Source organism: Sphingobium sp. SG1, assembly GCF_057063145.1.
Genome location: NZ_JBVVOJ010000002.1, coordinates 451,442 through 475,216 on the forward strand (window position 1 = coordinate 451,442; position 23,775 = coordinate 475,216).

The 23,775-nt window shown below is 65.7% G+C and carries 16 protein-coding genes; 5 read left to right on the forward strand and 11 right to left on the reverse strand.

The window, feature by feature from the left end; genetic code table 11:
• Positions 1-6: 6 nt before the first annotated feature.
• The 3 genes from hutG to hutI are packed head-to-tail and all read right to left on the reverse strand — an operon-like array spanning position 7 to position 3,541.
• Complete coding sequence (hutG, locus tag AC0KVN_RS07545; RefSeq protein WP_435566559.1) at positions 7-819, reverse strand: N-formylglutamate deformylase; 813 nt, start codon at positions 817-819, stop codon at positions 7-9.
• Positions 816-2,345 carry a histidine ammonia-lyase gene (gene hutH / locus AC0KVN_RS07550; protein ID WP_435566560.1) on the reverse strand — a complete coding sequence of 510 codons (1,530 nt, stop codon included), beginning with the start codon at positions 2,343-2,345 and terminating at the stop codon, positions 816-818. The genes hutG and hutH overlap by 4 nt, the downstream gene beginning before the upstream one ends.
• Entirely contained in the window at positions 2,342-3,541 is a 1,200-nt protein-coding gene (gene hutI, locus AC0KVN_RS07555; RefSeq protein ID WP_435566630.1) for an imidazolonepropionase, read from the reverse strand. Before hutI ends, hutH begins: the two co-directional genes overlap by 4 nt.
• 96 nt (positions 3,542-3,637) lie before the next feature.
• Here hutI and AC0KVN_RS07560 point away from each other — a divergent pair, with 96 nt between their 5' ends.
• The gene (locus AC0KVN_RS07560; protein ID WP_435566561.1) at positions 3,638-4,993 is read left to right on the forward strand and encodes a formimidoylglutamate deiminase; all 1,356 of its coding nucleotides are present in this window, start codon (positions 3,638-3,640) and stop codon (positions 4,991-4,993) included.
• Entirely contained in the window at positions 4,990-5,700 is a 711-nt protein-coding gene (gene hutC / locus AC0KVN_RS07565) for a histidine utilization repressor (protein ID WP_435566562.1), read from the forward strand. The genes AC0KVN_RS07560 and hutC overlap by 4 nt, the downstream gene beginning before the upstream one ends.
• A 125-nt stretch (positions 5,701-5,825) precedes the next feature.
• Here the strand turns inward: hutC and AC0KVN_RS07570 are convergent, their stop codons facing one another.
• Both AC0KVN_RS07570 and AC0KVN_RS07575 read right to left on the reverse strand, forming a co-directional pair.
• On the reverse strand, positions 5,826-7,472 hold the full coding sequence (locus tag AC0KVN_RS07570; protein WP_483656038.1) for an amidohydrolase family protein: 1,647 nt from the start codon (positions 7,470-7,472) through the stop codon (positions 5,826-5,828).
• 73 nt (positions 7,473-7,545) lie between these two features.
• The gene (locus tag AC0KVN_RS07575) at positions 7,546-10,464 is read right to left on the reverse strand and encodes a TonB-dependent receptor domain-containing protein (protein WP_435566564.1); all 2,919 of its coding nucleotides are present in this window, start codon (positions 10,462-10,464) and stop codon (positions 7,546-7,548) included.
• A gap of 294 nt (positions 10,465-10,758) precedes the next feature.
• On the opposite strand from AC0KVN_RS07575, the gene AC0KVN_RS07580 reads away from it, so the two are divergent.
• Positions 10,759-12,237 (forward strand): amidohydrolase family protein, encoded by a 1,479-nt coding sequence (locus tag AC0KVN_RS07580; RefSeq protein ID WP_483656039.1) that lies wholly within the window; start codon positions 10,759-10,761, stop codon positions 12,235-12,237.
• Between the two features lie 172 nt (positions 12,238-12,409).
• Here the strand turns inward: AC0KVN_RS07580 and AC0KVN_RS07585 are convergent, their stop codons facing one another.
• Entirely contained in the window at positions 12,410-13,966 is a 1,557-nt protein-coding gene (locus AC0KVN_RS07585) for a S10 family peptidase (RefSeq protein WP_435566566.1), read from the reverse strand.
• Positions 13,967-14,071: 105 nt separating this feature from the next.
• Between AC0KVN_RS07585 and AC0KVN_RS07590 the strand changes: the two genes are divergently transcribed.
• Complete coding sequence (locus AC0KVN_RS07590) at positions 14,072-15,154, forward strand: alpha/beta fold hydrolase (protein ID WP_435566567.1); 1,083 nt, start codon at positions 14,072-14,074, stop codon at positions 15,152-15,154.
• A 4-nt stretch (positions 15,155-15,158) separates the two neighbouring features.
• Here the strand turns inward: AC0KVN_RS07590 and AC0KVN_RS07595 are convergent, their stop codons facing one another.
• The 4 genes from AC0KVN_RS07595 to AC0KVN_RS07610 all read right to left on the reverse strand — a co-directional run bounded on the left by AC0KVN_RS07595 (position 15,159) and on the right by AC0KVN_RS07610 (position 21,423).
• A complete protein-coding gene (locus tag AC0KVN_RS07595; protein ID WP_483656040.1) occupies positions 15,159-16,661 on the reverse strand; it encodes a peptide MFS transporter in 1,503 nt (500 codons plus the stop codon).
• Positions 16,658-17,089 (reverse strand): YybH family protein, encoded by a 432-nt coding sequence (locus AC0KVN_RS07600; RefSeq protein ID WP_435566631.1) that lies wholly within the window; start codon positions 17,087-17,089, stop codon positions 16,658-16,660. The genes AC0KVN_RS07595 and AC0KVN_RS07600 overlap by 4 nt, the downstream gene beginning before the upstream one ends.
• 37 nt (positions 17,090-17,126) lie before the next feature.
• Entirely contained in the window at positions 17,127-18,929 is a 1,803-nt protein-coding gene (locus tag AC0KVN_RS07605; protein ID WP_435566569.1) for a DUF885 domain-containing protein, read from the reverse strand.
• An 85-nt stretch (positions 18,930-19,014) separates the two neighbouring features.
• On the reverse strand, positions 19,015-21,423 hold the full coding sequence (locus AC0KVN_RS07610) for a beta-L-arabinofuranosidase domain-containing protein (RefSeq protein WP_435566570.1): 2,409 nt from the start codon (positions 21,421-21,423) through the stop codon (positions 19,015-19,017).
• A gap of 115 nt (positions 21,424-21,538) precedes the next feature.
• Between AC0KVN_RS07610 and AC0KVN_RS07615 the strand changes: the two genes are divergently transcribed.
• A complete protein-coding gene (locus tag AC0KVN_RS07615) occupies positions 21,539-22,555 on the forward strand; it encodes an Ldh family oxidoreductase (protein WP_435566571.1) in 1,017 nt (338 codons plus the stop codon).
• A 15-nt stretch (positions 22,556-22,570) separates the two neighbouring features.
• Here the strand turns inward: AC0KVN_RS07615 and AC0KVN_RS07620 are convergent, their stop codons facing one another.
• On the reverse strand, positions 22,571-23,773 hold the full coding sequence (locus tag AC0KVN_RS07620) for a M24 family metallopeptidase (RefSeq protein WP_435566572.1): 1,203 nt from the start codon (positions 23,771-23,773) through the stop codon (positions 22,571-22,573).
• Positions 23,774-23,775 lie beyond the last annotated feature (2 nt).

Genomic DNA, 23,775 nt, shown 5'->3' on the forward strand with positions numbered 1-23,775 from the left:
GGGCGTTCAGCCTTCCTGGCGGGTGAAGGCGAGGCAGGCCTTCAAGATGGCGGTAAGGGTGGCGATCAGCGGCGCGGCGTGGTCCGGGTCGAGCGGCGGCGGCCAACTGGCTTCGGTGCGCTCGACCGGTTCGTGGAGATAGCCGCGCATGGCGAGTTCCATCTGGATTGCATGCACGCCCTGTTCGGGCCGGCCATAATGGCGCGTGGTCCAGCCGCCACGGAAACGGCCGTCGACGACATGGCTCATGCCACTTGCCGCGCAGAGCCGGGCGACCTCGGCGGTCAGGTCCGTTGAACAGGTCGTGCCGAAATTGGTGCCGATGTTGAACTGCGGCAATGCGCCGTCGAACAGGCGTGGCACATGGCTGCGGATCGAATGGGCGTCATAGACGACGACCCGGTCGTGCCGGGCGCGCAGCCGGTCGATCTCCGCCTGCAGCGCAGCATGATAGGGCGTGAACCAGTTGGCCCGCCGTCGGTCGATCTCAGCCGCATCGGGGACGGCGCCGGTATAGAGCGGCGTGCCATCGAAATCGGTGGTCGGGCAGAGTTCGGTCGTCGCCTGTCCCGGATAGAGCGAGGCGCCCGAAGGATCGCGATTGACGTCGATCACGCTGCGCGAAATGGCGGTGCGGATCGTCGTCGCGCCCAGATCGCGAGCGAAGGCGTAAAGCTGGTCCACCCACCAGTCGGCATCGGCGCGCGCTATCCAGGGCGAACGAAAGGCGTCGCCGACATCGGCGAGATCGGTGCCGGTGTGGGGAAAGGCGACGATCAGCGCCGCCTCGCCCCGCCGGATGTCGAGCCAGTCGTTCATCCCAGCACCGGCAGGGCGTGACCAGCGGCCGCCACCAGCGCGCCCGATCGGACGATGCGGTTGGCCGCTTCCATATCGGGATGGAAATGACGGTCGTCGGTCAGATGCGGCACCTGATCCCGGACGCAGGCGCGGGCCGCTTCCAACGCGGCGCTGGAGGTGAGCGGGGCGTGAAAGTCCATGCCCTGCACCGCCGCCAGCAATTCGATGCCGATCACTGCAGTGGCATTGTCCGCCATGTCGAGCAGGCGGCGCGCGCCATGGGCGGCCATGGAGACATGATCCTCCTGATTGGCGCTGGTCGGGATCGAGTCCACGCTGGCCGGATAGGCGCGTTGCTTATTCTCCGAGACCAAAGCGGCGGCCGTCACCTGCGGGATCATGAAACCGGAATTGAGACCGGGTTTCGGCGTCAGGAAGGCGGGCAGGCCGCTCAGCGCGGGATCGACCAGCATGGCGATGCGGCGCTCAGCGATCGATCCGATCTCGCAGATGGCGAGCGCGATCATGTCGGCGGCGAAGGCGACCGGCTCGGCATGGAAATTGCCGCCTGACAGCGCCTCGTCGCTGTCCGGGAAGATCAGCGGATTGTCGGACACGCCATTGGCCTCGATGGCCAGCGTGGTTGCTGCCTGACGCAGAAGGTCGAGCGCGGCGCCCATCACCTGCGGCTGGCAGCGCAGGCAATAGGGATCCTGCACGCGTTCATCGCCCTTCAGATGGCTCGCGCGGATGGCGCTGCCTGCCATCAGGCCGCGCAGCGCATCGGCCGTCTCGATCTGCCCGGCATGGCGGCGCAGCGCGTGGATGCGCGGATCGAAGGGGGTGTCGGAGCCCTTGGCCGCTTCGGTCGAGAGCGCGCCGGTGACGAGCGCGGACTGGAACAGCGTTTCCGCCTCGAGCAGGCCGGCGAGCGCATTGGCGGTCGAGAATTGGGTGCCGTTGAGCAGCGCCAGCCCTTCCTTGGGCCCAAGCTCCAGCGGGGCGAGGCCGGCACGGGCCAGCGCCTCGGCGGCGGGCAGGCGCTCTTCGTCCAGCATGATCTCGCCGACACCAATCATCGCGGCGGCCATGTGCGACAAGGGGGCGAGGTCGCCACTGGCGCCGACCGATCCCTGCGCCGGCACCACCGGGGTCAGCCCCTGGACCAGCATCGCCTCCAGCAACGCGACGGTCTGCGGCTGTACGCCCGATGCGCCCTGGCCAAGGCTGGCGAGCTTCAGCGCCATCATCAGGCGGATGACCGGCACGGGGGAGGGGGCGCCAGTGCCGGCAGCGTGGCTCAGCACGATATTGCGCTGGAGCGTGGCCAGGTCTTCGTCACCGATCCGCACGCTCGCCAGCTTTCCGAAGCCGGTGTTGATGCCATAGACCGGCTCGCCCTTCGCCAGGATGCGCGCCACCGCCGCAGCGCTCTCGGCAATGCGCGGTGCCGATCCGGCATCGAGGCGCGCCGTCGCGCCGCGATAGATGGCGCGCCAGTCGGCCAGCGAGGCTTCGCCGGGGACGAGGATGATAGCGTTCATTGACCACTCCAGATGCGGGCATGGAGCGGGTTATACCCCATGCGATAAACCAGTTCGGCGGGGCGCTCTATGTCCCAAATGGCAAGGTCGCAGCGTTTGCCGACCTCCAGCGTGCCGATGTCGGCGCCAAGGCCGAGCGCGCGCGCGGCATTGCGGGTGACGCCCGCCAGGCATTCGTCCACGGTCAGGCGGAACAGGGTCGCGCCCATGTTCATCACCAGCAGCAGCGAGGTGAGCGGCGATGTGCCGGGGTTGCAGTCGGTCGCCAGCGCGATCGGCACGCCGGCACGGCGCAGCCAGTCGATCGGCGGCAGTTTCGTCTCGCGCACGAAATAATAGGCGCCGGGCAGCAAGGTCGCGACCGTGCCGGCGCGGGCCATGGCGGCGATGCCGTCTTCGTCCAGATATTCCAGATGATCGGCCGACAGCGCGCCATGGCTGGCGGCGAGCGCCGCGCCATGCAGGTTGGAAAGCTGTTCGGCATGGAGCTTGACCGGCAGGCCGAGCGCGCGCGCGGCGGTGAACAGCCGGTCCGTCTGCGTTGGCGAAAAGCCGATCCCCTCGCAAAAGGCGTCGACCGCGTCGGCCAGCCCTTCGGCCGCGACGGCGGGCAGCAATTCATCGCACAGCATCGCAATATAGCCATCGGCATCGCCGGCATATTCGGGCGGCAGGGCGTGGGCCCCGAGGAAAGTGGAGACGATCCACACCGGCCGTTCACGGCCCAGTTGGCGCGCGGCGCGCAGCATTCGCAGTTCGGACGCGAGATCGAGGCCGTAGCCGGACTTGACCTCGACCGTGGTTGCGCCCTCGGCGATCAGCGCGTCGAGCCGGGGCAGGGCGCTGGCGACCAGTTCCGCCTCGCTCGCTGCGCGGGTGGCGCGCATGGTCGAGACGATGCCGCCGCCGGCTCGGGCAATGTCCTCATAGGAGGCGCCGGCCAGGCGCAGCTCGAACTCGGCGGCGCGATCGCCGCCATGGACCAGATGGGTGTGGCAGTCGATCAGGCCCGGCGTGATCCAGCGGCCGGCGCAGTCGATTGTCTCAACGGGGGCGAATGCTGGGGCATCGGCACGCGGACCTGCATAGACGATGCGGCCATCGCGCGCGGCGATCACACCATCCTCGACCGCGCCGATCCCATCACCCGCCATCGTCGCCAGCCGGGCATTGGTCCATAGCCGGTCGCATATCATCGTCATCGCCAGCCTCCCTTCACGGCCTCCCGCCCAGATTGCATGATTCGATATTTAATGTATAGACATTATATCGGTCCAGGAGATTTGCAGTCCATGACGTCCCTGTTTTTCGACCATGTATTGCTGCCGCAGGAATGGGCGCGGGACGTCCGGATGGTGCTTCATGACGGTGCGATCGCGTCGATCGAGCAAGGCGCCGCCCCGCAGGCCGAGGATATCCGTCACCCTGTCGCGCTGCCGGGCCTGCCCAATCTGCACAGCCATGCCTTTCAGCGGGCGATGGCGGGGCTGACCGAGGTGCGCGGCCCGGCGGGCGACAGTTTCTGGACCTGGCGCGACCTCATGTACCGCTTCGTCGACCGTATGGACCCGGATGATATCGCGGCGATCGCGGCCCAGGCCTATCTCGAGATGCTGGAAAGCGGCTTCACTCGCGTCGGCGAATTTCACTATCTGCATCACGCCCCGGACGGCGCGCCCTATGCGGACCCGGCCGAAGCCAGCCTGGCGATCATGGCGGCGGCGGCGGAAAGCGGCATCGGCCTGACGCTGCTGCCGGTCTTCTACGCCTGGTCGGGTTTCGGCGCCCAGCCGCCGAGCGAGGGCCAGCGGCGTTTCGTCAATGATCTGGACGGTTTTGCCCGGCTGCGCGAGGCGGCCATCACGGGCGCGCGAAAATTGCCGGACGCCGTGGTCGGCGTCGCGCCGCACAGCCTGCGCGCGGTCGCACCCGACGAACTGGCGCTGCTCGCCCGGATCGCGGCCCATAATCCGGTCCATATCCACATCGCCGAGCAGCAGAAGGAAGTGGCCGACTGCATCGCCTGGAGCGGCCAGCGGCCGGTCGAGTGGCTGCTGGATCATGCGCCGGTGAGCAACCGCTGGTGCCTGGTCCATGCGACCCATATGACTGAGGATGAGGCGCGGGCAATGGCGGCCAGCGGCGCGGTAGCCGGCCTCTGTCCGATCACCGAAGCCAATCTGGGCGACGGCCTCTTCCCGGCCGAACCCTTCCTGGATGCCGGCGGCGTCTATGGCGTCGGCAGCGATTCCAATGTCCGCATCGACGCGACCGAGGAATTGCGCCTGCTCGAATATGGCCAGCGCCTGGGCCTGCAGCAGCGCAATGTGCTGGCGCGCCATGCGGGTATGTCGACCGGTGATTGCCTTTATCGTTCGGCGGTGGCGGGAGGCGCGCAGGCGCTGGGCGTCGCGGCCGGATTGCGCGTCGGCGCAACGGCTGATTTTGTCACGCTGGACCTTAATCATCCTTCGCTGGCCCATCGCCCGGCCGAGCGCCTGCTCGACGGGCTGATTTTTGGTGCGGGGCGGGAGGCGATCGATACGGTCTGGCGCCGGGGCGTGCAGATGGTAAGCGGCGGGCAGCATCGCGCCCGCGACGCCATCGCCACCCGCTATCGCCGGACGCTGGAGAAACTGACCGCGTGAAACAGCCGCTGCACGAGAAGATCCGCGCCGATTTCGAGGCCCGTATCCTGGCCGGCACGCTGGCGCCGGGCGACCGGCTGCCGACCGAGCAGGAACTGATGCAGGCCCATGGCTGTTCGCGCATGACCGTGAGCAAGGCGCTGTCGGCGTTGCAATCGGCTGGCCTGGTCGAGCGGCGTAAGAAGGCGGGCAGCTTCGTCGCGCGGCCGCGCGTCCATTCGATGGTGCTCGATATCCCGGACCTTGCCGTCCAGATCGGCGAGCGCGGCCAGCGCCACAGCTATCGCCTGACCAGGCGGCAGCTGCGCGGCCCGATTGCGGGGCGTGACGAGGAAGCGGCTCTGGCCAATGGCGCGCAACTGCTGGAACTGGATGGCATTCATTGCGCCGATGATCGGCCGCTGGCGGTGGAGCATCGCCTGATCGCGACCCGCGCCGTGCCCGCGATCGTCGATGGCGATTTCGACAGCATTTCGCCGGGCACCTGGCTGCTGCAGCATGTGCCCTGGACCGAGGCGGAAAACCGGATTTCGGCGGTGGGCGCAACGCGGGAGGAGGCGACCCTGCTCGGCATCGCGCCCGGCGCGCCCTGCCTGTGCGTCGAGCGCCATACCTGGCGCGGCGGCGATCCGATCACCTATGTCCGCCAGGTCTTCCTGGCTGACGCCTATGACATGGTGGCTCGCTTCGGCCCGGCGGGCGGTTGACGGGGTAAAGGCAAATCGGCGCTCTTCCCCGCTGCCGACAAGGGCTGTCGGCAACAGGAAAGAGCGCCCGTCGACAGGCTCCGGTCAGGCCTCAAAGGCCGCCTTCTGCCTGTCGTGCGAAGACCTCATGGTAGCGTAGAGGCCTCCGCATTCTCGACCGTCATGATGCCCGGTGGCATGCCGCGCTCGGCCTTCTGCCGGGCGACCATGGCGCGGATTTCCGCGCGCAACGCCTTTGCATCATAGATGATGCCGTCCTTGATCGTGTAATCGACGCCGCCGACCCGATCGACCTTGCCGGTCGCATCATTGAGCCTGATCGATCCGGTGCCGAACAGCAATTTCATGTTGGCCAGCGGGTTGCCCTTGATGACCACCAGGTCCGCCTTGCGGCCGACGCGGATGGTGCCGATCTGGTCCTCATGGCCGAGCAGTCGGGCGCCTTCCTGCGTCGCGGCGTGGATCACCTCCAGCGGGCTGAACCCCGCCTCGCGCAGCAATTCCATCTCCTGGATATAGCCGAAGCCATAGAGATTGTAGATATAGCCGCTATCGCTGCCCACGGTGACGCGGCCGCCGCGGTTCTTGTAATCATTCACGAACCGCATCCAGCGGCGATAATTGTCCTTCCACGCCATTTCATGCTCGGTGGTCCAGTCGAACCAATAGGCGCCATGATTGGTGCGGCTGGGGCGATAATAGTCCCACAGCGCCGGCATGGTGTAATCGGCATGCCATTGCGCCCGGCTCATCCGCATGAAGTCCCGGCTGGTGAGATAGGCGGTGAAGGTCGGGTCCAGGGTGAAGCCGCGTTCCAGCAGCGTGTCCATCACCTTGTTCCACTGGTCCGATCCCGGCTCGGCCGCCTGCGCCCACAGCCGCCCGGCCTCGCCGAAGCGCATCTGTTCGTCATTGTTGATGAAGTCGGTGGGGAAGGCCTGGATACGCTGGTCGGTAAACATCGCCTCGGGCAGGCCATACCAATGTTCCATGCTTTCCAGGCCCGCGCCCGACGTGCCCAGCAAATTGGCATAGGCGACCAGCTGCTGGGCATGGTGCATGGTGCTGTGCAGGCCGAGCTTCTTCGTCTCGTCGAGCGCGGCGTAGAGCACGTCCTCCGGCGCGCCGCCGATGAACTTGATGCCGTCGGCGCCGCGCTTCTTGGCTTCCTGGATCACCGCGCGGGCGGTGGCGGCGTCGTTCACGGGGCCGCGTATCTGGTGGAACATCGGATAGATGTCGATGCGCGGGGCGACGATCTCGTTGCGGGCGCTGCGGGCCTTGATGTCGGCCAGCCATTCGATCGGATGGCCGCTGCCCAGGTCGCGGACGGAGGTGATGCCATGCGCCATCCAGAGCTTGAGGATATAGTCGGACGGCACTTTCTGCGCGTCGCTCAGCGAATGAAGATGGACATGGGCGTCGACGAAGCCGGGCATGACATAGGCGCCGGCCAGGTCGATCTCATGGTCGCCGGGCGCGGCGCGCAGCGCCGGATTGATCGCGCCGGGCGCGCCGATCGACTTGATCTCGGCGATGCGGTCGTTCGACAGGACGATGTCGAACGGCCCCTGCGCCGGGGCGCCGGTGCCGTCGATCATATAGACATGGCGCAGCACCGTGCGCTGAAACGGGCCTACGCCCTGGTTGCGGGCGGGAATGGGATCGGCCGCCTTTGCTGCCGGCGCATTGGATGCTTCGGGCGCCGCGAGCGCGCTGCCGCTCAGGAGCAGCGCCGCCAGGGCGAGAATGGGACGGGACCGGACGGCCATGCGACGCTCTCCTTTATCGCTGTTGTGAAAGGCGGGCCGGAGCATCACTGTCCCGGCCCGCCTGCTCGTCGGATCAGAACTTCATCCGCGCGCCGATGAAGTAGCGGCGACCCAGCGTGTCATAGAGCGACACGTCGGTATTGGCGTCGCCGACCAGCGTCGTGCCCAGGATCGGCGGCTGGCGATCGAGCAGGTTGTTGACGCCGCCGAAGAAGGAGAAGGTCTCCGTCGCGTCGATCGAGAAGCTGGTGTCGAGATACCAGACCGGGTCCACCGACTTCACCACATTGGTCGCGGTCGGATAGAGCTTCAGGTCGCCGATCATCCGGCCCTGCAGGCGGAAGCTTAAGGGGCCGCTGGCATAGGTGGCACCCAGGTTCAGCTTGAAGTCCGGGGTGATGAAGCCGCCGGTGCCGACCGAACAGCCCGCGCCATAATAGCCGGCGCAATCCTGCGGGGCGGAGGTGGCGAGCACCTGCGTCGTGCGCTCGAACAGCCAGCTGGCGATCGCCTGCAGCGACAGGCTGGCATCGTCGCCCAGCGACAGCGCACCGGGCAGCGGCACGCGATAATCGACCTGCGCGTCGATACCGTTGACCTTGAGCGAGCCGATATTGTTGCTCGACACGCTGACATAGTCGAGCTGACCATTGCCCAGGCGCGTGATCGCCCGGCAGGTGGCGCTGCCGGCATCCATCATCGTGTAGCAGTCGTTCATCGTCTGCTGCGCGTTGACGGTCATGATCGCGTCGTCGACCTTCACGTTGAAATAGTCGACCGTGATGTTGAGGCGCGGGATGAAGGGCGGCGAGATGACGGCACCGATCGTGTAGGTCTTCGACTTTTCCTCATGCAGGTTCGGGTTGCCGCCGCTGTCCTGGTTGAGGCCGAGCGTCGCCTGGGTGAAGTTGGCGATTTCGCCCGCCGGTACGCCGGTGGCGACGCAGAAATTCTTGAGCGCGTCGCTGCGGCTGTCGCCGCCGGAGGTCGGGATGGCGCAGGGATCGGTGCCGCTGGAATAGCCGCGCGTCACCGCCGTATAGAGTTCGGCGATATTGGGCGCGCGGATCGCGCTGTTATAGGCGCCACGGATGCGGATCCAGCTGACCGGGGCATATTCGCCGCCCAGCTTCCAGGTGAAGACCTTGCCGACCGAGCTGTAATCCGAATAGCGGGCCGCACCCTCGATCGCGAGCGTGTCGAAGAAGGGCATGTCCGCCAGGATCGGGATGCGCAGTTCGCCGAACAATTCCTTGACGTCATAGGCACCCGCCAGCGCCTTTTGCGACACCGCGCCATATTCGTTGGCCAGGTCGAGCGGGCTGGGGCTGAACGTGTATTTGTCCTTGCGATATTCGGCGCCCAACGCGACCGAGACGGGGCCGGCCGGCAGTTCGAACAGGGTGCCGGCGATGCTGGCGCCCGCGACCTGGCGGGTGAAGATGTCATGGCTTTCGCGGACCGGGGTCAGGAAGGCGCCGGCTTCCGGGCTGATCGAATTGAGGCCCAGGATCGACACGGGGACGCAGCCCAGCGACTGGTTGCGACAGACGACATTGCCCGAGGAATCGATGACCGCGTCCAGGCCCATCGACAGGCGGGTCTGCGAGATCAGACCCTCGTTGCGGGTGTCGGTGCGGTTGCGCATATATTGGTAGAAGGCGTCCCACTTCCAGTCGCTGCCCAGCAGCGATACGTCGCCGCGCAGGCCGGTGGTGATCTGGTAGGATTGCCGTTCGTAGCGATAGTTGCGCGTGCCCAGTTCGTCGGCGCGGCGGCCGCCGCCGACGATTTCTGCCGTGCCGTCACCATTGGTGTCGAAGATGGCGGCATTGTTGGTGAAGAACTGGCGCAGGCTTTCGGGCAGCACCGGATTGCTGGCATAGTTGGGGATCAGCAATGTCGATGACGCGGCGCCGGGCGTCAGCGGGGTGAAGCTGTCGGGCGCCAGGATCATGTCATTCTTGGCGTTGACGAAATAGGCCTCGGCATAGGCAGTGATCTTGTCGGCCACCTCATAATGGGCGTTGGCGGCGACGTTGAAGCGATCGAGCGGACGCTGTAGCAGATTATAGGGGGCGTAGTTGTAGGTATCTTCCGGCTGGCAATAGGGCAGGACGGTGCCATTCTCGCCAAAACGAATGCCGGTGACGGACGTGCAGCTGCCACCGGGGGTCAGGTTGACGCCGGTCAGGGCGGCGCGCTGCGCGGCGCTCAGCGGGACGCGCGTGCCGGGGATGCTTCCCGACCCCGAATAGACCAGCTGGCCATTGACTTCGCCGAGTGGCGTGCGGCTGAAACCACGATCATTCTGGGTGATCGACGACTGGCGCGTCCAGCTGCCCGACAGGGTGATATTGCCCCGGCCATCGGCGGTGCTGGTGCCGAACGTCAGGTCGAGCTTCTTCGATTCGGCGTCGCCGCGGTCGCTGATGCCATATTGGGCGCTGGCTTCGACGCCCTCGAACTTGTCGTCGAGGATGAAGTTGACCGCGCCGGCGATCGCGTCGGAGCCATAGACGGCCGAAGCGCCGCCGGTGATGATCTCGACCCGCTTGATGAGGGCGTCGGGAATGGAGGCAAGGTCGACATTGCCGTTGGAATCGGCGGGGATGAAGCGGCGGCCATTGACCAGCACCAGCGTGCGGGTGTTGCCCAGACCGCGCAGATTGGCGGTCAGCACGCCCGACCCGCCGCCATTATTGACGGTAGAGGTGTTGCCCGACGCCAGCTGCGGCATCTCGTTCAGGGTCTTTTCCAGCGTGACGTTGCCGGACAGCTTTACATCCTCGCTGCCCATGACCGAGATCGGGCTGGGCGCGGTCAGATCGGTGCGGACCAGGCGCGACCCGGTGACGACGATATCGGTGGAGGGCTGGGTCGCCTCCTGGGCTTGGGCGGCGGAACCCAAGCCGCCGCCGGCCAGGATGGTCGACAGCAACAGCAAGGCATTGCGGCGGCCATATAGGCCCGCCGGTCGGATCGTCATCATTAGTCTATCCCCTTGTAATCGCTAGGATTCAATTCATTCGACACAGATTATGATTTTGCATGCGCAGCAATGTGGGATGCTGCGCCGATGTCGGCTCCTGCGTACCGGACCGCCTGACGGTCCCCCGGACGGGTTTTCAGCTCCTCTCTCTGTCTTTGCGGCTCTTTGACCGCTTCAATGTATATTGAATATCGTATACTTTAATCATGCTGAGGCTGCAGGAGGCTGTCAAGATTGCAGTTAAATGTCAGTCCGCAGTGGCCGGCGAAAAGTGTCGAACGGGGAGTTAGTAATATGAAAATAAATAGAAAAATTGTTCGTGCCCTGCTGCTGTCTGGAGCGGCTCTGGGGCTGTTCCGGCCCGATATTGTTGCAGCTGAAACAATATGGATACGCGACGTAACCGTCATCGACGGCACCGGGGCCGCAGCAAAGGCGGGGCAGGACGTGCTCGTTGCGGATGGGCGCATCGCAGCGATCGGCGCAAAGCTGAAGGCGCCGGCCTCGGCCCGGCAGGTCGACGGCCGCGGGCGCTATCTGCTGCCCGGCTTCATCGACTCCAATGTTCATGCGACCGTCTATGGCAACCCGGCGCGCCGCGACACCTCATCGCGCTATGCCGACCGGAACGAGGAACTGGCGCTCGAATTTGCCCAGCGCCAGTTGCGCGCGGGCGTCACCACCATGCGTGACAGCTATGGCGTGCTGCCGCCGCTGCTGGCGGTGCGCGACCGGATCGCCAGCGGCCAGGCGATCGGCGCGCGCATGCTGGTGGCGGGCAATATATTGGGCTGGGGCGGGCCATTTTCGCTGACCTATTCGCTGACCGGCGATCGTGACCTGACCCTGTTCCAGGAACAGTGGAACGACATGCTGGCCCAGGGCATGGGTGAGGAATTGATGGACATGACGCCGGAACAATTGCGCGCTGCCGTCAGCGCCTATCTCGATCGGGGCGTCGATTTCCTCAAATATGGCGGCACCAGCCATTTCATGATGCCCTCGCTGATCGGTTTCTCGCCGCGCCAGCAGGCGGTGATCGTGGCGGAGGCGCATAAGCGCGGCAAGATGGCCGAAACCCATGCCACCAGTTCGGAAGGACTGCGCCTGGCGGTCGAGGCGGGGATCGACCTGATCCAGCATCCCGAGATATTGAGCCGCGACTATCCCGACGATCTGATCGCGCTGATCCTGTCAAAGGGGACATTGTGCGCGATGCGGTCCAACATGGTCACCGGCGCGGTACGACAGAAGCAGATCGCCAGGCGCGCCAGGGCGATGGCGGACATTGCGCAGATGCCGCCGGCGCTGACCAGCACCGAACTGCGTCGCCGGGCAGCGATGCGCGGCGACGATGCGGAGATCGAGCGGCGCAATGCCGAGCGGCTGGTCGCGGCCGGATGTCCCGTCACGATCGCGACCGACAATTATCTGGGTGATGCGCCTGAATTTCGCCGCAGCCCCAAATCGCCGGAGCAGGAGCCGGGCGAGGGGAGCCTGCTGGCGATCGAGGGGCTGGTGGAACTGGGCATGACGCCGATGCAGGCGATCGTCGCGGCAACCCGCAACGGCGCACGGGCCGCCGGGCGACTACAGGATCTGGGCACGGTAGAGCCGGGCAAGATCGCCGACCTGCTGCTGCTCGATGCCGATCCGCTAGCCGACATCCATAATATCCGCCGCCTTGGCCGGCTGTTCGTCGCGGGCAAGGAAGTCGATCTTCAGACCCTGCCGCAGACGCACCTGTTCGTGGTGGATCAGCCAATGCCCTGAGGGCGTTGCCTGCCGTCTGCAAGCGGGCAAAGCCGGATGTCCATTCCTCCCCTGCAAGGGGAGGGGGACCGGCGAAGCCGGTGGAGGGGTGTTCCGCTATCGAACGGGCGACGCCCCTCGGTCAGGTGCTGGCAGGGGAGGATGATAGGCAGACCATCCCCCGTCCTGCCGCCTATTCCGTCGCGCTGTCGTAGAAGGCCAGCAGGTCGCGACGCAGGCCCTTCATGGACTCCGGGTGGATGTAGATCATGTGCCCAGATTCATAATAGCGATAGCTGATATTGGCCTGCAGCGCCTTGTCGAGTTGCATGTGCTTCAGGTCATATTCGGCGCCGGCAAAGGGCGTCGCCATGTCATAATAGCCGTTGAGCGACAGCACCTTGAGATGGCTGTTGGTGCGCATCGCGCGGGCCAGGTCCAGCGCGGTGTCCGCCGCCGGCATCGGCCGGCCGCCGCCGCCCGGTGCGCGATGGCGCTGGTCCCAGGCCGGGCTGATCTCCTTGTAGAAATTCGGGCGGTAGCTGAGCGGCGTCTTGTAGCCGAGCGTGCCGAACAGATAGGAATTGAGCGCGGCGATATAGGCGCCGCTGATCGATGTGTCGGCCGCGTCAAATTCGGGGTCGGCGGCGCTGTCGTCGACATCGATGCCGACGAAGCGAGAATCCAGCCGTCCGACGGTGCGGCTGCTGTCGCGCATCAGCTCCTTGCGGAACCGGCCGAGATCGATGCGCAGCTTGTTCTGCAGGATGAATCCCTTGGACAGGCCGGTATAGGCGGCGAGCTGGGTGGCGATCGCATCGCGCTCACCATCGGGCAGGTCGTCGCCCTTGGCCAGTGCGGACAGATAGGGCCCCAGGGCAAAGGCGCGCACTTCGCTCAGGAACGGCTCCAGCGTCGCCGGCCGGTTGGGCAGGCGGTTATGATACCAGGCGGTGGCGGCATAGCTGGGCAGATAGGTGACGTTGATCTGGTCATAGCCCGGATTGCGGATGCCATAGTTCAGGATCGACGACAGCAGCACCACGCCGTTCATCTGCACGCCGCGTTCCTGCAACGTGTTGACCAGGCCAGCAGCGCGCAGCGTGCCATAGCTTTCGCCGAGCAGGAATTTGGGCGCATTCCAGCGATTGTTGATCGTCAGATAGCGCTGGATGGCGCTGGCAAAGGCATCGATGTCCGGATCGACGCCCCAGAAATCCTTGCCCTGTGCCTTGCCGAGCGGGCGCGACAGGCCGGTGCCGATCGCGTCGATGAAGACCAGGTCGCTGCGGTCGATCAGGCTGTCGGGATTGGGGCCGATGGCGAAGGGCGCGGGGCGGGCGGTATCGGGCGTGGGGGTATCCACCCGGACGGGGCCAAAGGAGCCGACGTGCAGCCACATGGTCGACGAACCCGGACCGCCGTTGAACAGGAAGGTGACGGGGCGTTCCTTCGCGCCCTTGGCCCGATCGGCGACATAGGCGGTGTAGAACATGCTCGCGATCGGCTCGCCGGCATCGTTGCGGATCGTCAGCGTGCCGGGCGTGGCGGTATAGTGGATCAACTTGCCGGCGACCGTCACCGACCCGCGGCTGGGCATCGCCTGTTCCTCGACCGGGGCGACGGCGCTATCGTCTTTCTTGGCCTCTTCCTTCTCCGCCGGGGCAGGCTTGTCGGCGGCGATCGACGGCGCAGCCAGTGCCGTCAGCAGCAGGGGAAGGGCGGAATATGCGATGTTTTTCGGGATCATGACTCTGCCTGTTGCCTAAATTTTCGGTGAACCGTACATCGTATACCAAATCTGTCAAATGCGCATGTGCATCATCTTCGTAAAGTTCCAAGGGAGGACCAGAACATGAAAAACCGATGGCCCCGGCTCGCCGCCGCTGCCGCATTGCTGCTCGCCACGCCGGCACTGGCGCAGGGCTTCGATGCCGCGCAGGTCAAGCAGGGCGACCATGTCATCCGCGATTTCGCCTTTCGCTCCGGTGAGAAGCTGCCCGAACTGCGGATGCATTATCGCACCATCGGCACGCCGCATCGCGATGCCAAGGGTCGGATCGACAATGCGGTGATGATCCTGCACGGCACTGGCGGATCGGGCGCGCAGTTCCTGCAGCCGCAATTTGCCGACGAACTTTACGGCCCCGGCCAGCCGCTCGACGCGCGCCGCTATTTCATCATCCTGCCCGACAATATCGGCCATGGCGATTCCTCCAAGCCCAGCGACGGGCTGCGCATGGCCTTCCCTCATTATGATTATGACGACATGGTCGAGGCGCAGCGTCGCATGCTGGTCGACGGGCTCAAGGTCGATCATCTGCGGCTGACTTTCGGCACCTCGATGGGGTGCATGCACATCTTCGTCTGGGGCGAGAAGCATCCGGGCTTTGCCAGTGCGCTGATGCCGATGGCGTGCCAGGCAGCGCCGATCGCCGGGCGCAACCGGATGTGGCGCAAGGCGGCGATGGACGGCATCCGCGCCGATCCCGCCTGGCAGGACGGCAATTACAAGGCGCAGCCGCTGCTCGGCCTGCGCACGGCATCCAGCCTGTCGCAGATTGCCGGTGCCGCTGCCTGGTACATGCAGGTGCAATTCCCCACGCGCGACGCGATCGACGCCTATTGGAAGGAGCGGTTCGATCGCGACATCGCTAGCCGCGACGCCAATGATTATCTCTACCAGCTCGATTCCTCGCGCGATTATGATCCGTCCGCCGATCTGGAGAAGATCAGCGCGCCGATGACCTGGATCAATTCCTCCGACGACTTCATCAATCCGCCGGAAATGGGCATGGCCGAAACGGCGGCCAAGCGGCTGAAGACCACCCGTTACAAGCTGATCCCCTATTCGCCCGAGACGCGGGGGCACAGCACCCACACTTGGGCGAAATTCTGGAAGGATGAACTGGTCGCGCTGCTGGCGCGGAGTAACTGACCTTTTATCGGCCGCCTTGTTGCATGAGGCGGCCGATACGCGGCGATACGATCAGGATGATGAGGCCGATCAGCATGGCAAGGCCGCCGATCCGGCCATAGGCGGCGAGCACCGTGCTGGCCTGGTCTGCCCCCGCCGATGCGCCGATGGCGGCGGCGATCACGCCCGACATGAAATTGCCGCCCGCCGTCGCCAGGAACCAGGTGCCCATCATCAGCCCCAGCATATGGGGGGGCGACAGGCGCGACATCGCTGCCAGTCCGACCGGCGACAGGCACAGTTCGCCCATGGTGTGGAGCAGGTAGAGCAGCAGGATGAAGAGCATCGGCATCTTCGCCCCCGGCAGCATCATGCCCGCGCCGACCAGCAGCAGGAAACCGGCGCCGACCTGGATGATGGCGAGGCCGAACTTGGCGGGGGTGGATGGCTCCAGCCCGCGCCGGCCGAGTTTCAGCCACAACCAGGCGAAGAAGGGCGCGAGCAGGAAGATGGAGAAGGGGCCGACCGCCTGGAACAGCGAGGCTGGCACGGTGATGCCGAACAATGTGCGGTCGACATGCCGATCGATGAACAGGTTGAGCGAGGAGCCGGTCTGTTCGAACAGGCCCCAGAAGACCGGCTGCACCACCAGCAGGAAGATCGCCACCAGCAACCGCCCGCGTGCCGCGGGATCGAGCTTCAGGCAGGCATAGGCGACCAGGCCGATGCCCATGGCAAAGCCGCTCGCGCTCAGCAGATAGCCGACCGTCGCGGGGCTGGTGAGCAGGGGCAGCATCGCCGCGATGAAGGGCAGGGCGCTGGCGTAGAGCCAATATTCGCGGGGGATGCCGAACAGTGGGTTCGCCAGCCAGGCCGGATCGGGCGCCTCGCCCTGGCCCTGCAACAATGGCCTGCCCATGACGAAGATGATGATGCCCAGGATCATGCCCAGGGCTGCCGCGCCAAAGCCCCAGGACCAGCCGATCGTTTCGCCCAGCAGGCCGCAGACGAGCGGGCCGAGCGCGCCGCCAAGGTTAATGCCCATGTAGAAGATCGTGTAGGCCGGATCGCGGCGCATGTCGTCGCGCGGATAGAGCTGGCCGACCAGCACCGAGACATTGGCCTTGAGGAAGCCGGTGCCGACCACGATCACCGCCATGCCGGCGAGGAAGATGCGGGTCGCGCTCTCGCGATCGCCGCCGAGCGCATCTAGGCCGAGCAGGATATGGCCGCAGGCGATGACGATGCCGCCGAACAGCACCGCCTTGCGCGCGCCGAGGTAGCGATCGGCCAGCCAGCCGCCGACCAGCGGGCTGACGAACACCAGCGCGATATAGGCGCCATAGAGCATGCCCGCGCGCTCGTCGGAAAAGAGGAACTGCTTGGTCAGGTAGAAGATCAGCAGCGCCCGCATGCCGTAGAAGGAGAAGCGCTCCCACAATTCGGTGAAGAAGAGGATGAACAGGCCGCGCGGATGGCCGAGGAAGGTCGTCGTGGCGTGATGATCGGCTGGGGGCATGGCGCTCATGGGCAATAGGCAGGGTGGGTCGCGTCCGGTTCGAACGCGGACACATGGTTGAGGGCGATCACCCAGCGGCCCTCGACCTTGCGCATCAGTCGCGTGTTGATGCCGGACTGGCCGGGTTTGGCGGCAAGGTGGAAACGGCTGATCAACTGGGCCGAATCGGGCGCCAGCATCTCGATCCTGATGTCGCAGAAATGGAGCGTGCCGCGCGTTTCGGGCGAGGCGCCATAGTCGCGGACATAATGGTCGAGCGTGCCCTGCCAGTCGCGCTGGAACTGGCCGCGCGACACGAAAATGACGCCGGGATTGAGGAAGCCCGCCATATAGCCGCGAAAATCACCCCGGTTCCAGGCGGCTTCCATGTCAGCGATCACCTGCCGGATCGCCGCCTTCTCCGTCTCGGCCGTAGGGGGGATCGGCGCGGCGCCCATGCAGAGCGCCGCGCCGATCAGGGGGAGGAGAATGCGCTTACTGCGCCGCACCGGACGCCCCGGCTGCGGCCTTGGCCTTTTCCGCCTGGATGAAGCGGTCAAGCTCGGCCTCCATCACCGGCAGCGGCACCGACCCCATGGTCAGCAGCGTGTCGTGGAACGGGCGCTGGTCGAACTTGTCGCCCAGTTCCGCCTCGGCCTTGGCGCGCATCTTGCGGATCGACAATTCGCCCAGCTTGTAAGCCAGCGCCTGCGCCGGCCAGGCGATGTATCGATCGACCTCATTGGTGATGTCGAGCTTCGCGAGCGCGGTGTGGCTGGCCATATAGTCGATCGCCTGTTGCCGCGTCCAACCCATGGAGTGCATGCCGGTGTCGATCACCAGCCGCACCGCGCGCCACATCTCGAACGTCTCGCGGCCGAATTCCTCATAGGGCGTTTCATACATGCCGAGCTTCGTGCCCAGCCATTCGGTATAGAGGCCCCAGCCCTCGCCATAGCCCGAGAAATAGGTCTGGCCGCGGAAGGCCGGGCGATTGGGGGCCTCCAGCGCATAAGCAGCCTGGAAGCTGTGGCCCGGATTGCATTCATGCAGCGTCAGCGCGGTCAGATTGTAGAGCGGGCGCGAAGGCAGGTCATAGGTGTTCATCAGGCAGGATTCGAGCCCGCCCCGACCCGAGGTATAGATGGGCGCGATCTCATCCGGCACCGGCAGGATGGTGAAGCGATAGCGCGGCAGGTTGTTGAACGTGTCCTTCAGCTTGCCGTCCATCTTCTTGGTGACGTAGGCGGAATAGGAGAGCAGCTCGCGCGGGGTCTTGGCATAGAATTGCGGATCGGTGCGCATGAATTCCAGGAACTCGGCGAAGCTCCCCTGGAACTTGGCATCCGCCATCGTCTTCTTCATGTCCGCGTCGATGCGCGCGACTTCCTTGAGGCCGATCTCGTGGATCTGCTGCGGCGTCAGGTCCAGCGTCGTATATTCGCGGATCTGGTCCTGGTAGAAGGCCTTGCCGTCGGGCAGCGAATAGGCGTCGATCGTCTTGCGCGCCTTGGGCATATATTCGCCGCGCATGAAGGTCAGCAGCTTCTGGTAGCTGGGGGCGATGGCGTCACGGATCAGTGCCTGGGCCTGCGCCTGCATCGCCTGGCGCTGGTCGGCCGGGATGGTGTCCGGCATCGCGGCGAACGCCTTGTAGAAGGGATTGTCGGTGCCGGCGGCCAGGAACGGCTCGATCGTCTTGTCGCGCCCCTCGATCGACACGCGCGGCACAGTATAGCCGCGCTTCAGGCCCGCCTGCATGTTGGCGATCTGCTCGTCGAAATAGCGCGGGATGTCCTTCATCCGGCCGAGATAGCGGCGATAATTGTCGGCGCTGGAAAAGGGCGTGCGCGGGTTGAGGCCGGTCCAGAAGAAGGTATCGCTGTTGAACGGCGCCTCATAGGTCTTGTATTTGATCTTGGTCGCATTCTCCCAGACCGAGGTCTTGAACACCGCCTTGTTGATATATTCCTCATGCGACAGTTGCGCGTCGGGAATCTGGTCGAGCTGTTTGAGAATGTCGCTCCAATAGGCATAGCGGCGCTGCTGGGTGGCGGCCGTCACGCTGGGCAGATGATCGTCGGCGCCGCCTTCGGTCCGGCCGCTGCCGGGCAGGCGTGCAAATTCCTTCTGGCGCCAGGTCCATTCGGCGTCATAGAGCGCCTTGAGCTTCAGGTCGGCGGCGGTCGGTTGTGCGGCCGGTGCGTTGGTGGCCAGCGCGGTCTGGGCGAGCGCGACCGGGGCCGTGCCGGCGAGCCAGGCGATGGCGAGCAAGGATGCGGCATGGGGCATTTTCATGAATGTCTCTCTTCCCTGTTCGGCGAAGCGATCCGGCGCCCCGCTCCTATCAATAATGTATACGATATACCTTGAATGAGGAGGGTCAAGTGCGCGTTTCGCCCGCGGGCGTGAAAATGCGCGCGCCGAACATCGGGCCGGCGCGCGTCATGCCGGGGGCCGGCTGGACGCGGATGACCACCGTGCTCTTGCCGCGCGTCAGTGCCTCGGGAATGGCGTAGGTGACGTCGAAAAATTCGCCGGGCCGGTCGGCATCCAGTTTCTGCGTCGCGATCTTCTGGCCGTCGACCAATATGTCGAACAGCCGGTTGCGCTCTTCGCCCCAATAGGTGGCCTGCAGGATCAGCGGGCCGGGCTTCACCTTCATGCGGAACTGGAAATGGCCGTCGGTGCGCGCGTCGCGCCCATGCCGTCCGCGATAGGTGGTGGTGTAGGAGAGTTTGGCTTCCAGCCCATGGTCGCGCTCGGGCTGCATCTCGCCCAGATGCATGACGTCGACCGAGCGCCGCTCCAGATCACGGAGGCGCGCCTGCTCGACGGCAAAGGCCTGCTGCTCGACGCCCCATTCCTGCTGGGTGAAGCGCTTGAAATAGACGGCGGTGCGGCGGTCGCGCTGCTGGAAGAAGGGGACGAAGCTGAGGTCGGCGGGCTTGCCGATGCCGGCCGTGCGATATGCGGGGACGGCGCCGGGGGTGGCGGCAAAGCCCTGCGTCACATCGGCGGCGACAAGCGCCGGGGCGGGACGGTCGAAGGGTTGGTCGGCCGCGCCCAGATCGGCCGCCAGCACGACCGGGCCGTGCAGCAGCGCGATGGTGCGGGCATCATCCGGTGTTGCTTCGACCCGCAATGCCATCGGCAGGTCCAGCGTCACCTGATCGCCGGCCTTCCACTTGCGATCGATCAGGGCATAGCCATCGGCGATGCGCGGGGCGGGCAGGGGCATGCCGTTGACGGCGATACGCGCGCCCTGGCACCAGCCGGGGATGCGCAGCGCCAGGGTGAAGCGGCCGGCCCGGGCCAGTTTCGGGATCGACAGGGCGATGTGGCCGTCGAACGGATAGCCGGTCTCGATCCGCAGCTTTGCCCCCCGTGCCGCCCAGTCGGCTTCGCTGGGGATATAGAGGTTGGCGATCAGCATGTCGGCCGGCCGGTCGGCATCTTCCCACCAGATGGATTCGCCATGCTTGGCATGGCTTTCCATACCGCTGCCCACGCAGCACCAGAAATCGTCGAACGGTTCGGACCAGACGCGATGCGACCCCGACATCAGCGGCACCATATAGGCGAACATGCCGGTGGCCGGATTCTGGTGCGCCAGGATATGGTTGATATGGGTGCGCTCATAATAGTCGAACAGGCGCGCCTCAGGCTTCCAGGCATAGAGATGCCGGGTCAGTTTCAGCATGTTGTAGCTGTTGCAGCTTTCGCAGGTCTGTTCAGTGATATGTTTGGAAATGGTGCCGGGATCGGGGAAATATTCCCGGTCGGCATTGCCGCCGATGACATAGCTATATTGCCCGACCACGGTCTCCCAGAAGAAGTTGGCGGCGATCGCGTCGGCTGCATTGCCGGTGATCTCGTGCAGGCGCGCTAGGCCGATCAGCTTGGGGATCTGCGTATTGGCGTGGATCCAGGGCAGGCTGTTCTGCCGCTGGGACAGCGGATCGAGCACCTTGCGATGGCGCAACCGCGTGGCCAGCGCCAGCCAGCGCGGATCGCCGGTGCGGGCGTGCAGTTCGGCGAAGCTCTCGTTGATGCCGCCATGCTCGCAGTCCAGCACCTGCTGCACCTGTGCATCGTCCAGTTTCGCGAACACGCCGTCGATATAGGCGGCCAGCGCCAGCGCAACGCCGCGCGCCTGGCTGTTGCCCAGATGGGTCTCGGCGTCGAACAGGCCGGCGAACAGCTTGTGCCAATTATAGAAGGGCACCCAGCAGCCGTTGAGATCGAACCCGGCCGATCGGATGTCGCCGCGCATGATCTCCGGAAAGATCAGCCTGCCATCCTCGATCACATCGTCGCGGCGGCGGGTGAAGCCCGCGACATAGCCATCGCCGGCCGCCGCCTGACAGGCGGCCAGTTCGTCGATGATATAGGCGGCGCGGCGGGCGCATTCGGCGTCGCCGGTCTGGGCGTGCATCAGCGCCAGCGCGGTCAGATAATGGCCCAACGTATGGCCGGCGATGGTATCATTTTCCCAGCCGCCATAGATTGCCCCCTTGGGAGTCAGGCCGGCATGTTTGCGGAAATTGTGCAGCAACCGATCCGGCTCCAGCCGCAGCAGATAGCGGCGATTGCCCTCGACCGCGTCGGCAAAGGGGGAGGGGAGAAGCCGGGTCGCATTTAGCGGCAAGGCGCGCGCCGATTGGGGCAGCGCACTGCCGGTCGCGGCATGGGCGACGCTGCTCCATCCCTGCCAGGCGGGGGCCGTCGCGGCGGCTGTCGCGGCCAGCAACATAGCCCTGCGGCTGAGGGGCGTGTGACGGTGGGACATGGCGGCTCCGGCTTGTCTGTAATCGTTATACCGTATACGATATTGCGATTATGGTTCGGGATCAAGACGGAGGATGCATGTCTATCTTCAATGCCGCGGCATGGGCAATAAAGGCATGAGCGCTGACGAGAGCGTCACGCTGACGCTGCAGCAGGTCGCGGATCTGGCCCATGCCGTGCTGCGGCGCCATGGTCTGGCGGAGGCGCATGTCGGCCCGGTTGCCGCGACGATCATCGCCGGCGAGCGCGACGAATGCGCGTCGCACGGCGTCTATCGCCTACTCAACTGCGTCCATACGCTCAACAGCGGCAAGGTTGTGCCGGATGCCGTGCCGGTGGTGCATCATGTCTCGCCCGCGCTGCTGCGCGTGGACGCGGCCGGCGGCTTTGCCCAACTGGCTTTCGCTACGGGATTGCCTTTGCTGGTGGAAAAGGCGCGGACGATGGGCATCGCCGCCATGGGCATCAATCGCTGCGTGCATTTCGCCGCGCTCTGGCCGGAGATCGAGGCGCTGACCGATCAGGGGCTGGTCGCCTTCGCCTGTACCCCCAGCCATGCCTGGGTCGCGCCGGCTGGCGGCACCTCGCCGCTGTTTGGCACCAACCCGATCGCCTTTGGCTGGCCGCGTCCCGGCGGCGATCCCTTCGTGTTCGATTTCGCCACCAGCGCGGTCGCGCGCGGCGAGATCGAACTGCATCGCCGCGCCGGCAAGCCGATCCCGGAAGGCTGGACGATCGATGCCCAGGGCCATCCGACCACCGATGCGGAAGCGGGGCTCGCCGGCGCATTGCTGACCTTCGGCGGGCACAAGGGATCGGCCCTGTCGGCGATGGTCGAACTGATCGCCGGGCCGCTGATCGGCGACATGACCAGCGCGGAATCGCTGGCGCATGACGATGGCGCGAAGGCATCGCCCTATGGTGGTGAACTCATCATCGCCATCGATCCCGCCGGTTTCCTGGGCGCAGCGGCCGCCGAGCATATGCAGCGGGCCGAGGCACTGTTCGACGGCATTACCGGTCAGGGCGCACGCCTGCCATCGCAGCGGCGCTTCGTGGCGCGTCTGCGCACCCCCGATCAGGGCTGCCGCATTCCCCGTGCGCTTTATGAGGAACTGGCGGCGCTCCGCTGAGCGCCGCCAGCCAATTCAGGCAAAAGGCTGGTCGATCGCGACCGAGGGCGGGGTGAACCAGGCCGCCCCGGTCTCGGTCACGTAAAAATGATCCTCCAATCGCACCCCGAAGCGATCGGGCACGACGATCATCGGCTCGTTGGAGAAGCACATGCCCGGCTCCAGCGGGGTCATGTCGCCGCGCACCAGATAGGGCGCCTCATGGATCGACAGGCCGATGCCATGACCGGTGCGATGGGGCAGGCCCGGCAGGCGATAGTCGGGGCCAAGGCCCGCCGCCTCCAGCACGCGCCGCGCCGCCGCGTCGATCGCGCCGCAGGGGACGCCCGGTTTGACCGCGTCGAACGCGGCCTGCTGCGCTTCCTTTTCCAAGGCCCAGATGCGCCGCTGCTCGGCATCGGCCTCGCCATAGACATAGGATCGGGTGATGTCGCTATGATAGCCGCCGATGGTGCAGCCGGTATCGATCAACACCATGTCGCCTTCGGCCAGCACGCTCTCGCCCGGCAGGCCATGGGGATAGGCGGTCGATCGGCCGAACTGGACGATGCAGAAGTTGCTGCCCGATGCGCCGAGCCCCCGGTGCGCGGCCTCGATGAAGCGACGCACTTCGGTTGCGGTGATGCCGGGGCGCAGGATGCGGGCGGCGCGGCGATGCACTTCCAGCGTCATCGACTTGGCCTGCTGCATCAGCGCCAGTTCGGCGGCCGACTTGCGGCTGCGACAACCGTCGATCACGGCCGAGGCGGCCACCAGCGTCACGTCCGGGGCGGCAGCGCGAATGCGCTCGACGAACAGGAAGGCCATGGCCGGATCGATCCCCAGCCGGGTGATGCCCAGCGTCCGGAGCGCATCGGCGACGAGCGCGGACGGGCTTTCGTCCTCTTCCCAAAGGCGCATGTCGCCGGCGTCGATCTTGAGGTCGGCTTCAAGTGATCCGCGCTCGAAGCGCGGGCAGATCAGGATCGGCTCGCCGCTGAGCGGCAGCAGCATCGCCACCAGTCGCTCGCTCGCGCCCCAGGGCACGCCAGCGAAATAGGCAAGGCTGGTCCCGGCGTCGATCAGCAGCGCGTCGAGCCCTTCCTGCGCCATCAGGGCGCGGGCCTTGGCAATGCGTGCCTGATATTCGGCGGCGGCGATGGCTGGCGCGCGATCGGACCAGGGGGCAAGCCCGGCCAGTTCGGTGGCGGCGTCGGAGCCGCCGATCTGCTGTGTCATAC

Coding starts and splice junctions, on each gene's coding strand:
- AC0KVN_RS07570 (WP_483656038.1), bottom strand. CDS start 7,472: ATGGCCGTCCGGTCCCGTCCCATTCTCGCCCTGGCGGCGCTGCTCCTG.
- AC0KVN_RS07595 (WP_483656040.1), bottom strand. CDS start 16,661: ATGAGCGCCATGCCCCCAGCCGATCATCACGCCACGACGACCTTCCTC.
- hutG (WP_435566559.1), bottom strand. CDS start 819: ATGAACGACTGGCTCGACATCCGGCGGGGCGAGGCGGCGCTGATCGTC.
- AC0KVN_RS07605 (WP_435566569.1), bottom strand. CDS start 18,929: ATGAAAATGCCCCATGCCGCATCCTTGCTCGCCATCGCCTGGCTCGCC.
- hutI (WP_435566630.1), bottom strand. CDS start 3,541: ATGATATGCGACCGGCTATGGACCAATGCCCGGCTGGCGACGATGGCG.
- AC0KVN_RS07575 (WP_435566564.1), bottom strand. CDS start 10,464: ATGATGACGATCCGACCGGCGGGCCTATATGGCCGCCGCAATGCCTTG.
- hutH (WP_435566560.1), bottom strand. CDS start 2,345: ATGAACGCTATCATCCTCGTCCCCGGCGAAGCCTCGCTGGCCGACTGG.
- AC0KVN_RS07620 (WP_435566572.1), bottom strand. CDS start 23,773: ATGACACAGCAGATCGGCGGCTCCGACGCCGCCACCGAACTGGCCGGG.
- AC0KVN_RS07560 (WP_435566561.1), top strand. CDS start 3,638: ATGACGTCCCTGTTTTTCGACCATGTATTGCTGCCGCAGGAATGGGCG.
- AC0KVN_RS07610 (WP_435566570.1), bottom strand. CDS start 21,423: ATGTCCCACCGTCACACGCCCCTCAGCCGCAGGGCTATGTTGCTGGCC.
- AC0KVN_RS07615 (WP_435566571.1), top strand. CDS start 21,539: ATGAGCGCTGACGAGAGCGTCACGCTGACGCTGCAGCAGGTCGCGGAT.
- AC0KVN_RS07580 (WP_483656039.1), top strand. CDS start 10,759: ATGAAAATAAATAGAAAAATTGTTCGTGCCCTGCTGCTGTCTGGAGCG.
- AC0KVN_RS07600 (WP_435566631.1), bottom strand. CDS start 17,089: ATGGGCGCCGCGCCGATCCCCCCTACGGCCGAGACGGAGAAGGCGGCG.
- AC0KVN_RS07590 (WP_435566567.1), top strand. CDS start 14,072: ATGAAAAACCGATGGCCCCGGCTCGCCGCCGCTGCCGCATTGCTGCTC.
- AC0KVN_RS07585 (WP_435566566.1), bottom strand. CDS start 13,966: ATGATCCCGAAAAACATCGCATATTCCGCCCTTCCCCTGCTGCTGACG.